At 59.1% G+C, this 10,146-nt stretch carries 13 protein-coding genes; all 13 read left to right on the forward strand.

Annotated features, from left to right (window positions below; translation table 11 throughout):
• Positions 1–120 precede the first annotated feature (120 nt).
• Entirely contained in the window at positions 121–1,020 is a 900-nt protein-coding gene (gene cdaA / locus ABGT74_RS00820) for a diadenylate cyclase CdaA (RefSeq protein WP_297282867.1), read from the forward strand.
• Entirely contained in the window at positions 1,017–2,381 is a 1,365-nt protein-coding gene (locus tag ABGT74_RS00825; RefSeq protein ID WP_346704075.1) for a CdaR family protein, read from the forward strand. Before cdaA ends, ABGT74_RS00825 begins: the two co-directional genes overlap by 4 nt.
• Positions 2,378–3,964, forward strand: coding sequence for an FAD-dependent protein (locus ABGT74_RS00830; protein WP_346704076.1), 1,587 nt, complete (start codon positions 2,378–2,380; stop codon positions 3,962–3,964). The genes ABGT74_RS00825 and ABGT74_RS00830 overlap by 4 nt, the downstream gene beginning before the upstream one ends.
• A gap of 42 nt (positions 3,965–4,006) precedes the next feature.
• Positions 4,007–4,420: a SoxR reducing system RseC family protein gene (locus ABGT74_RS00835; RefSeq protein ID WP_297282870.1), complete on the forward strand. Its 414-nt coding sequence runs from the start codon at positions 4,007–4,009 to the stop codon at positions 4,418–4,420.
• Between the two features lie 118 nt (positions 4,421–4,538).
• Positions 4,539–5,423 (forward strand): DUF5685 family protein, encoded by an 885-nt coding sequence (locus ABGT74_RS00840; protein WP_346704077.1) that lies wholly within the window; start codon positions 4,539–4,541, stop codon positions 5,421–5,423.
• Entirely contained in the window at positions 5,410–6,033 is a 624-nt protein-coding gene (locus ABGT74_RS00845) for a J domain-containing protein (RefSeq protein WP_297282872.1), read from the forward strand. The genes ABGT74_RS00840 and ABGT74_RS00845 overlap by 14 nt, the downstream gene beginning before the upstream one ends.
• A gap of 1 nt (position 6,034) precedes the next feature.
• Positions 6,035–6,541 carry a hypothetical protein gene (locus ABGT74_RS00850; protein WP_297282873.1) on the forward strand — a complete coding sequence of 169 codons (507 nt, stop codon included), beginning with the start codon at positions 6,035–6,037 and terminating at the stop codon, positions 6,539–6,541.
• A gap of 16 nt (positions 6,542–6,557) precedes the next feature.
• Positions 6,558–7,433, forward strand: coding sequence for a YicC/YloC family endoribonuclease (locus ABGT74_RS00855; RefSeq protein ID WP_346704078.1), 876 nt, complete (start codon positions 6,558–6,560; stop codon positions 7,431–7,433).
• A 65-nt stretch (positions 7,434–7,498) separates the two neighbouring features.
• The gene (locus ABGT74_RS00860) at positions 7,499–7,762 is read left to right on the forward strand and encodes a DUF370 domain-containing protein (RefSeq protein WP_297282875.1); all 264 of its coding nucleotides are present in this window, start codon (positions 7,499–7,501) and stop codon (positions 7,760–7,762) included.
• Entirely contained in the window at positions 7,755–8,315 is a 561-nt protein-coding gene (gene gmk / locus ABGT74_RS00865) for a guanylate kinase (protein WP_346704079.1), read from the forward strand. The genes ABGT74_RS00860 and gmk overlap by 8 nt, the downstream gene beginning before the upstream one ends.
• A 56-nt stretch (positions 8,316–8,371) precedes the next feature.
• Entirely contained in the window at positions 8,372–8,764 is a 393-nt protein-coding gene (gene rpoZ / locus ABGT74_RS00870; RefSeq protein ID WP_297282877.1) for a DNA-directed RNA polymerase subunit omega, read from the forward strand.
• Positions 8,765–8,767: 3 nt separating this feature from the next.
• On the forward strand, positions 8,768–9,967 hold the full coding sequence (coaBC, locus tag ABGT74_RS00875; protein WP_346704080.1) for a bifunctional phosphopantothenoylcysteine decarboxylase/phosphopantothenate--cysteine ligase CoaBC: 1,200 nt from the start codon (positions 8,768–8,770) through the stop codon (positions 9,965–9,967).
• A gap of 53 nt (positions 9,968–10,020) precedes the next feature.
• Positions 10,021–10,146: hypothetical protein (locus ABGT74_RS00880; RefSeq protein WP_346704081.1), on the forward strand; the 126-nt coding region annotated here is incomplete at its 3' end.

Here is a 10,146-nt window from a genome sequence, read left to right on the forward strand (position 1 = left end):
CAAACCGTAAAAAATCTGTGAATACGCTATACAGGGGACGGGATTTGTGGTAGTATAAATAAGGAAAAAATCTGCCTTTCGCACAAAGAAAGGCTGTGAATTTACAGGACAGGTGGCTTTATGGAGGCTTTTCAAAACATTTTCATTCCGCCCCTTCAGAATTTCGACCTGCTTTCGTCGCTCAAGAGCGGGATTGCATCTTTGCAAACCGCAGGACCGACGGACGTGGTCGATATTCTGATTGTAGCCTACATCATCTACCGCATGATGAAGCTGCTCAAGGACACCAGCGCGGCACGGCTGGCCAAGGGTATCCTTGTGCTGGCGCTCGTGATGCTGCTGGCAAGCTGGTTCGGGCTGACATCGATTTCCTATATTTTGCGCACGGCGGTCTACTATGCGCCGTTTGTGCTGGTCATCATTTTCCAGCCCGAGCTGCGCCGTCTGTTGGAGCAGCTGGGCAAGGGCAACCTGAGCCGTCTGCTCGTTCCGGCGAACGATCCGGATGAGATCGAGGCGGCAATCAACGCAACGGTTTCGGCCTGCGCGGATATGTCCAAGACCAAAACCGGCGTTCTGATTGTGTTCGAGCGAAAGGAGCGCTTGGGAGAGATCGCCGCGACCGGCACGCAGCTGGACGCCGACCCTTCGCCCGAGCTGCTCAAGAATATCTTTTTCAAGAACAGTCCGCTGCACGACGGTGCGCTCATCATGCGCGCGGGTAAGATCTATGCAGCCGGCTGTGTGCTGCCGCTTTCGGGCAGCCAGACCCTATCGCGCGATCTGGGTACGCGGCACCGTGCTGCGGTCGGCATGAGCGAATCGTCCGACAGTGTGTTGGTCGTTGTCTCCGAGGAAACGGGCGCGATCTCGGTTGCCATCGGCGGCATGCTCAAACGGCACTTGTCGCCTGAAGTGCTCAAGAAGGTGCTTGAATCCGAATTGCTGGAGCCGGATAAGCCGGATAAGCGCCGCATTTCTTCCCTTCGGAACATCTGGAAGGGAGGTGCGAGCAAGTGAAGCAGTTTACGAAAAAGCATGATATCTGGCTGCGCTTGCTGTCGCTTTTGCTTGCGTTTGTTTTGTGGATCGTGGTGCGTGATATTGAGAACCCGAGCAAGCAGACCACCATCCGTGATGTAGAGGTCAAGCTGAGCGGTACGGAACAGCTGATGAACAACTACGGCCTTTCCGTAATTGAGTATACCAACACGATCGACGTAGAGGTCGAGGGTCCGAACAACGAGATTACCGACAGCACGTTCCGCAAGAAGGTCAGCGCAACCATTGACGTTTCGGATATTACGGACGGCGCGGGTGAATACGCGCTGACACCGCAGATCGTCACCGGCAGCTATAATGTCGATCCGGTGCGCACCGAGCCGACGACAGTGCGCGTGCTGGTGGATAAGGTGACAACCGCAAGTGTGCCGGTTCGTGTGGAAACAACGGGAACCGTGGCAGATGGCAGCCGTGCGGGTACGCCCGAGCCGACCACGACCAAGGAAGTCACGATTTCCGGACCGGAAGCGGAATTGCAGGAAGTGGCGTATGCATATGGCACGATTGACGTAACCGGCAAGTCCTCCACCTTCACCGGGGACTGCAGCATCGCACTGTATAATGACGCGGGTGAGCCGATCACCGGCACGCATGTGACGTGCCAGACCGATACGATCACAGTACGTGTGCCGATCTATCCGGTGGAAAGCGTGCCGCTGACGGTTTCGCTGACCGACGGCGAGACCCTCAAGGAAGAACAGGTAGACGTCAGCATCAATCCGCCTTCGATCACACTGATCGGTGACCAAAAGACGCTGGCTGGTATCACGGAGATCAACCTTGGCACCATCGCTTTGGATGATGCGCGCACCGGCGTTCCGGTAGAAATGGAGATCCCGCTGCCAGAGGGCGTGCGGCTGGACAGCGGTCAGCCATCGACCGCAGAGGTGACGATCAGCGTCAAGGAGGAGGAGAGTGTCTCCACTCGCAAAGTACAGGTGACCAAATTTGTGCCGACTGATACAGCGCAGGAGGAGACCCCATATTCGGTCAGCGTGCTGACCGAGTCGGTCGAGATTGAGCTGCGCGGCAGCGAAAGCGCGCTGGAGCAGGTAGATGTAAATAGTCTGTCGATTGGCTTGACCTTTGATTCCGTGTCGCTCGGTCTGGGCACCCATAAGGTCAAGGGTCAGGTGGCCGCGACCGGACTGCCCGCCGGCGTGACGCTGGTCGGCAGCGACGCAGAGGTCGAAATCGAGATCACCGGACCGGGCGGCGAGGAAGCAGTCATGCCGCCGGAGGAAAACGATCCGGCACAGGACGGCGAGGCGCAGGATACTGATGCTGCGCCGTCGGAGGAAGGCGGAGACGGCACATGAGTTTGATGGTGAGCAATATCCGCCTGCCGTTTGACGTGCCGGAGGAGCAGGCGCTGGCGGAGGCGCGGCGCCTGACCGGCCTTGTGTCCGATGATACACAGGCCGCTGTTTACCGCGTCAGCATTGACGCGCGGCGCGGCAAAATCTTTCGCGTCTATTCCGTGCGGCTGGATGCACTCGTGGACGAAAAGGCATTTGCAGAAAAGCTGCAAATGCCCTTCGTGCGTTATAAACCGGATGAAAAAGCCATAGCGCCCTGCGGCAGCAAGCGGCTGGAACATCGTCCGGTCGTGGTTGGATTGGGGCCTGCGGGTCTGTTTGCCGCGTACACGCTGGCAAAACACGGCTATGCGCCGCTTGTTTTGGAGCGCGGCGGCGATCTGGACGCGCGCGACCGCGCAGTGCAAGCCTTTTGGGATGGCGGCGCGCTGGACACCGAGAGCAATATCCAGTTTGGCGAAGGCGGCGCGGGTGCGTATTCGGACGGCAAGCTGACCACGCGCATTGGCGACCCGCTGTGCGACACGGTGCTGGAAACGCTGGCGGCGCACGGGGCACCGTCGGATATCGTGAAAAAGGCCAAGCCCCATGTGGGGACGGATATCCTGAAAAATGTGGTGCGCGCCATGCGGCGCGAAATCATTCGCAACGGCGGTGAAGTGCAGTTTGGCACGCGACTGACCGGCGTTTCGGTCAAAAACGGCGTGCTGCGCGGCGTGCAGGCGGGCGGCGATGAGATCGCCTGCGAGCGGGCGGTGCTGGCGATCGGCCATTCGGCGCGCGATACCTTTGATGCGCTGCATCAAAACGGGGTATACTTTGAGCCGAAGGCATTTTCGGTCGGCGTGCGCATTGAGCATCTGCAAAGTGAGATCGACCGCGCGCTGTACGGCAAATACGCGGGGCACCCGCTGCTGCCGCCTGTGGAATACAACCTGTCCCGCCGCGAGGGCGGACGAGCCTGTTATTCGTTCTGCATGTGTCCGGGCGGCGTGGTCGTTGCGGCGCAGAGCGAGCAAAATACGGTCGTGACCAACGGCATGAGCTATCATGCGCGAGATGGCAAAAACGCTAATGCCGCACTGGCGGTATCCGTCGATCCGATGGACTTTGACGACGGCACGCCGTTCGGCGGCGTAGCCTTGCAGCGGCAGATTGAGCGCGCGGCGTTCGCACAGACCGGTTCGTATCGCGCGCCTTGCCAGCGCGTGGGCGATTTTCTGGCGGGACGGCCGAGTACGCGCGCAGGCACGGTACAGCCGAGCTATCCGCTGGGCGTGCAGTTCGGAGAGGCGGCGGCATGCCTGCCGGATTTTGCACAGAACATGCTGCGGGATAGCCTGCCGTATTTCGGCCGAAAAATCCGCGGTTTTGACGCGGCTGACGCATTGCTGACCGGGCCGGAGACCCGTACTTCTTCTCCGGTGCGCATGAAACGCGGAGAGGATTTGTTTGGTCTGGGCTGTGAGGGTGTGATCCCGTGCGGTGAGGGCGCAGGCTATGCGGGCGGTATCATGTCCGCGGCGGTGGACGGCATTCGAGCCGCGTACCGCATTATGGAGGAATACGCGCCGTTTGCGTGATGCGCGGTGCGAAAGGCAATACTGAGAAATGGAGCGATCAAATTGACCCAGCAGGGAACGATCAAAAAGATACTGCCCGGCGGCATGGCGGAAATCGAAGTGACCCGCCGTTCTGCTTGCGGGCATGACTGCGCCAAATGCGGCGGCTGCGGCGGACTGGAGACGCAGACGCTGTATGTCACCGCGCGCAACCGTGCGGAAGCGCAGGTGGGCGAGCGCGTGCTGATCGAGGGCGAAACCGGACAGGTGCTCGGCTATGCAGGACTGGTGTATCTGCTGCCGGTGGTGCTGTTTTTCATCGGTTACGGCGCGGGCAGCGCACTGCAAAAGGGCGCGGGTGTGTCCGCGCTGTGTGGTGGTATGCTGTTTGCCGCGGGCATCGTGGCGGCGATCCTTTTCAGCCGTGAGATGAAGCGGAAGAACAGCGTCCCATTTGAAATCACAAAAAAGCTCTGAATTTTTTGTGAATTTTTACTGATTTTGTGCCGTTTGCCCTTGTGCTATTGGAAAAAGTTCGGTACAATAGGTTGAATACGCAAGGCCGTGCGAAAACACGGCGGGAAAGGGTTGTGAAATGTTTGGCTTTATCCGTCCGGTGAAGTCCGAGCTGCGGGTCAAAGAGGCTGACCGGTTCCAGCAGGCTTATTGCGGGCTGTGTCATGCCATCCGCGCACGGTATGGCCGGTTTTATACCCTGTTCCTGAGTTATGACATGACGTTTTTCGCACTTGTGATGGGCTGCGGCGAGGAACAAACCGCGCCGCCGTGCCGCAAACGGTGCGACGCGCATCCGTTGACGCGCCGTCCGTGCGCCGCACCGGATGAGGCGCTGGAGTTGGCGGCGGATGTGAGCGTGCTGCTCACCTATCACAAATTCCGCGACAGTCTGGCCGATGAGAAAGGGCCGAAACGCGTATTGGCGTGGCTGCTGTGCCGTTTGGGACGGCGCGGCTACGAACGCGCGCGGGCACGCCTGCCCGAGACAGACAGCGAAATGGTGCAGGCGCTTACCGACTTGCAGCAGCTCGAGCGGGAAAAATGCGATTCGATGGACCGTGCGGCGGACGCTTCTGCACGGCTCACTGCGGCGGCAGTGCCGCATACCGGAGACGCGCGCGAGCGCGTGCTTCGGCAGATGTTTTACCACGTCGGACGCTGGATCTATTTGCTGGATGCCGCACAGGACGTGGCGGAAGATCTGGAACAGGACAATTACAATCCGGTGGTGCTGCGCTACGGCCTGCGCACGCCGGACCTGACAGAGATAAGACAACCGCTTGAGCGCACGCTGGAGCGGTCGCTCGCCGATATCTGTATGGCATATGACCTGCTGGATATGGGGCGGGACGCGGATCTGATCCGCAATATTATTTTTCTGGGTATGCCGCTGGTGACGAAACAAGTGCTGGACGGGACGTACCAAACGAACGGAGGATGGGGCAAACATGGATCCCTATAAGGTGCTCGGCGTTACGCCGCAGACAAGCGACGACGACGTCAAACGCGCTTACCGCGAGCTGGCGCGAAAGTATCATCCAGACAACTATATCAACAATCCGCTTGCCGATCTGGCGGAGGCCCGTATGAAGGAAATCAACGAGGCCTACGACATGATTATGAACGAGCGCGCGGGCAAAACCTCGTCCGGCGCGTCGGGCGGACAGCAGTACAGCGGCGGGCAGCAGTATGGCGGCAGCCAGCAGCAGCGCGCTTATTCGGGCGCAAATGCTTCGCTGTACAGTCAGGTGCGGCAGGCGATCAATCAGGGCAATTTGGGTATGGCAGAGGCGCTCTTGCAGCGCGCAAACGGCCGCGACGCTGAATGGTTTTATCTGATGGGCACGGTGTATTATCGCAAGGGCTGGTATGATGAGGCTGCGCGTGCTTATACACAGGCTTGCCAGATGGACCCGTCCAACATGGAATACCGCACGGCGCTCAACAATCTGAACATGTCGGGCGGCTATGGCGGTTATCGGCCCATGCAGGAGGCTAATCTGTGCGATTTCTGTGTGCAGCTGGCAGTCTGCAACTGCTGCCTGAATGCCTGCTGCAATGCGGGATGCTGATATGAATACGAAGGAGATCGCGCGCGGCGGCTTGCTGGCCGCAGCCGCCGTGGCGCTGCTGTATGTAGGCGGGACAGTGACGTATATTGGTCCGGCGGCCTGCCTGGTGGCGGGCGTTGCTTCGTCTGTGCCGCTTTTGCGGCGTGCGCGGCTGAAAACCGCGGTGACACTGTATCTGGCTGTGTCCATCCTGTCCGCGCTGCTGGTGCCGCGCAAGATCGAGGTCGCGGCCTATATCCTGTTTTGCGGCTTGTATCCCATCGTGAAATTCTGCGTGGAGTGCTATGCGCCGCGCCGCATTCAGGAGGGGATCAAGCTGGCGTATTTTAATGTTTCACTTGTGATAGCCGGTGTGCTGGCGGTGTTTATCTTTTTGCCGCAGTTTGCCCTGACCGGCCTGTTTCGGGTTGCGGCGGCTTGGTTTGTCGCCAATATCACATTTGTTATTTATGATGTGGCGTTGTCACGGCTGATCGCATTGCTGCGCAGAAGCCTGCCGCCCGATTGAAAAGGGGAAAAGCAATATGAAAAGTATGACCGGCTACGGCCGCGCGAAAGAGGAACGGGACGGTAAGACCATCACGGTCGAACTGCGCGCCGTCAATCACCGCTATCTGGATTGCACGGTGAAAGCGCCACGGCAATACGGTTTTTTGGATGACGCGGTCAAAAAGGCTGCGGCCGCCCGCATTGCGCGCGGCAAGGTGGAGGTTTTCGTCGGCGTGGAGGTCGAGGAGGGCGGCGACGTTGCTGTTACGGTCAACCACCAGCTGGCAAAGCGCTATCTGGAAGCGCTGCATGACCTGAGCGAGACCTACGGCCTGCGTGATGATGTGACCGTTACGACGCTGTCCAAGTTGCCAGACGTGCTCGGTTCGGAGCGTATCGAACAGGATGCCGAAGCGATGACCCGCGACGTGCTTGCGGTGTTCGACAAGGCGTGTGACGGGTTTGACCAGATGCGTCTGCGAGAAGGGGAAAAGCTTGCCGAGGATGTGCGCAGCCGCTGTGCGGCGATCGAGCGCATGGTCGGTGAGGTCGAGACACGCTCGCCCGAACGTGTTCGGGAATACCGCGAAAAGCTGCAGACCCGCATGCAGGAGGTGCTGGCGGATACCAGCATCGACGAGACGCGGATTTTGACCGAGGCGGCGATTTACGCCGACAAGACTGCGGTTGATGAGGAAACCGTGCGTCTGCGCAGCCATCTGCATCAGATGGATGGTATGCTGCAAGAAACGCAGCCGATCGGTCGCAAGCTGGACTTTCTGGTGCAGGAGATGAACCGCGAGGCCAACACCATCGGCTCCAAGGCGAATGATGTGACGATGGCGCGCATTGTGGTGGATATCAAGAGTGAGATCGAGAAGATCCGCGAACAGATCCAAAATATCGAATAATACAAACATTTTATTCGTTCGGAAGCATGCTTCCGAACGAGACAAAATGAGAGGGGGCGGCACGGGTGAAACTCATCAACATCGGGTTTGGCAATATGGTGGCTTCGTCGCGGCTGATCGCAATCGTCAGCCCAGAGTCTGCGCCGGTCAAGCGTACCGTGCAGGAGGCGCGTGACCGCGGCATGGTGATCGACGGCACCTATGGCCGCCGCACCCGCGCCGTGCTGATTATGGACAGCGACCATGTGGTGCTGAGTGCTTTGCAGCCGGAAACAGTGGCGGCACGTTTTGCCGGCGATGCGGAGGAAGGAGAGAGCGAAGATGCGTAAAGGAACCTTATATGTATTCACAGGGCCGTCGGGCGCAGGCAAGGGGACGCTGCTCTCGCGCTTGCAGGAGCAGGATGACCGCCTGTTCTATTCGATTTCCGCGACCACACGCGCGCCGCGCCCGGGGGAGACCGACGGCGTGCAGTATTACTTCCTCTCCAAGGCGGAATTTGAGGAGAAAATCGCGCAGCATGCGTTTCTGGAGTATGCATGCTATGTGGAGAATTATTATGGCACACTCGAAGCGCCGGTCAACGAAAAGCTGGAGCAGGGCTTTGACGTGGTGCTGGAGATCGAAGTGCAGGGTGCAATGCAGGTGCACGAAAAGCGACCGGATGCCGTAATGGTGTTCATCGCGCCGCCGTCGTTTGAGGAGCTGGCTGCGCGGCTGCGTGGACGCGGCACAGAGGACGAGGAAAAGGTGCTCAAACGGCTGGAAACCGCCAAAGAAGAACTCAAACAGCAGGATCGGTTCGATTATGTGATCGTCAATGACGAGTTGGACCGAGCGGTAGAAGAACTGAGGGACATTCTGGCAAAGCGTCGTACATAACGGCGCAGTTCTTTTCATAAATAATACAAAGGGTAATATAAGGAGATTGGATTACTATGCTGAAACCTTCGATGCAGGAACTGATGAAACGTGTGGGCAACCGCTATCTGCTGGTCAATCTGGCGGCGCAGCGCGCCCGCGACATTGCCGATCAGGCTGAGGAAACCGGCGAGCAGCTGCCGGATAAGGCGGTAAAGCTGGCACTCGATGAGATCGCGGCAGGCACGATCGTGTATCGTCCGGGACCGCGCACCGAGCCGGTAATCGTGCAGAACAACGCGATCGCAGCGGCGATGGTTGATGTGGATGATTCGATTGATCTGGGCGACGAGGACGACACCGTATCTGACGAGGACGCTGCCGACGAGCAGGAGGACGAAACCCATCGCCTCGATGAGTTCGACGATCACGAACTGGACGACGGCGACATCCCCGAGGAGGATCGCTAAGCCATGCATCTGGCTGGGAAAACCGTGGTGCTGTGCGTGACGGGCGGCATCGCGGCTTATAAAGCCGCCGACCTGACCAGCAAGCTACGTCAGGCGGGGGCAAACGTGCGTGTGCTGATGACTGAATCGGCCACGCAGTTCATTTCCCCCATCACGTTCGAGACTTTGTCGGGGTACCGCACGGTGGTGGACACCTTTGACCGCAACTTCGCGTGGGAGGTCGAGCATATCTCGCTGGCCAAAGCCGCGGATGTGTTCGTCATTGCGCCCGCGACCGCCAATATCATCGCGAAAGCCGCGCACGGCATTGCGGATGATATGGTATCGACCACGCTGCTGGCGACCAAAGCGCCGGTTGTGATCGCGCCTGCAATGAACACCGGTATGTACGACAATCCGGTGACGCAGCAAAACCTGAACACCTTGCGCGAGCGGGGGTTCCACATCATTGACCCGGCAGCGGGACACCTCGCCTGCGGAGATTCCGGACGCGGCAAGCTGCCGGACACGCCGACGCTGCTGCACGGCATCGAACAGGCGATCACACCGCAGGACCTCAAAGGTCTGCGTGTGCTGGTGACCGCTGGCCCGACGCAGGAGGCGCTCGATCCGGTGCGCTTCTTGTCCAATCATTCGACGGGCAAGATGGGCTACGCCATTGCGGCACGCGCGGCGATGCGTGGTGCTAATGTGACGTTGGTCTCCGGTCCGACCGCGCTGGCAACGCCCATGGGTGTGCAGCGCGTGGATATTGTTTCGGCGCGCGACATGCATGATGCTGTGATTTCCCGCGCGGATACACAGGATATCATCATCAAAGCAGCTGCGGTGGGCGATTACCGTCCCGCACAGACGGCGGACGAAAAGATGAAAAAGAGCGACGACGATCTGAGCGTCGCGCTGGTGCGCAACCCGGACATTTTGGCGGAGCTTGGTCAAAAGAAACGTCCGGGGCAGCAGCTTTGCGGTTTTGCGATGGAGACGCAAAACCTTTTGGAAAACGCAGCCGATAAGCTGCGTCGCAAAAACTGTGATATGCTGGTGGCAAACTCGCTGCGAGACAAAGGAGCAGGCTTTGGCACGGATACCAACGCTGTCACGCTGCTGTTTGCGGATGGGACGCGCGAAACCCCACCGCTCATGCCCAAGGAGGACGTGGCGGATGTGATTTTCGACCGCCTGCTGGCCATGCGGGCAAATTAAACTGGAAAGAGAAAGGAGTATAGCGGTTGACGGAACAAATCTGTGCGGTTGCCGTGGACGCGGCAACCTACGCCATCGACAAGCTGTACTCCTACCGTGTGCCGGACGAGCTGCGGGAACAGGTGCTGATCGGCACCCGTGTTCTCGTGCCGTTCGGCTTTGGCAATAAACGGGCGGAA

Source organism: uncultured Agathobaculum sp. (assembly GCF_963927765.1).
Classification (GTDB): domain Bacteria; phylum Bacillota; class Clostridia; order Oscillospirales; family Butyricicoccaceae; genus Agathobaculum.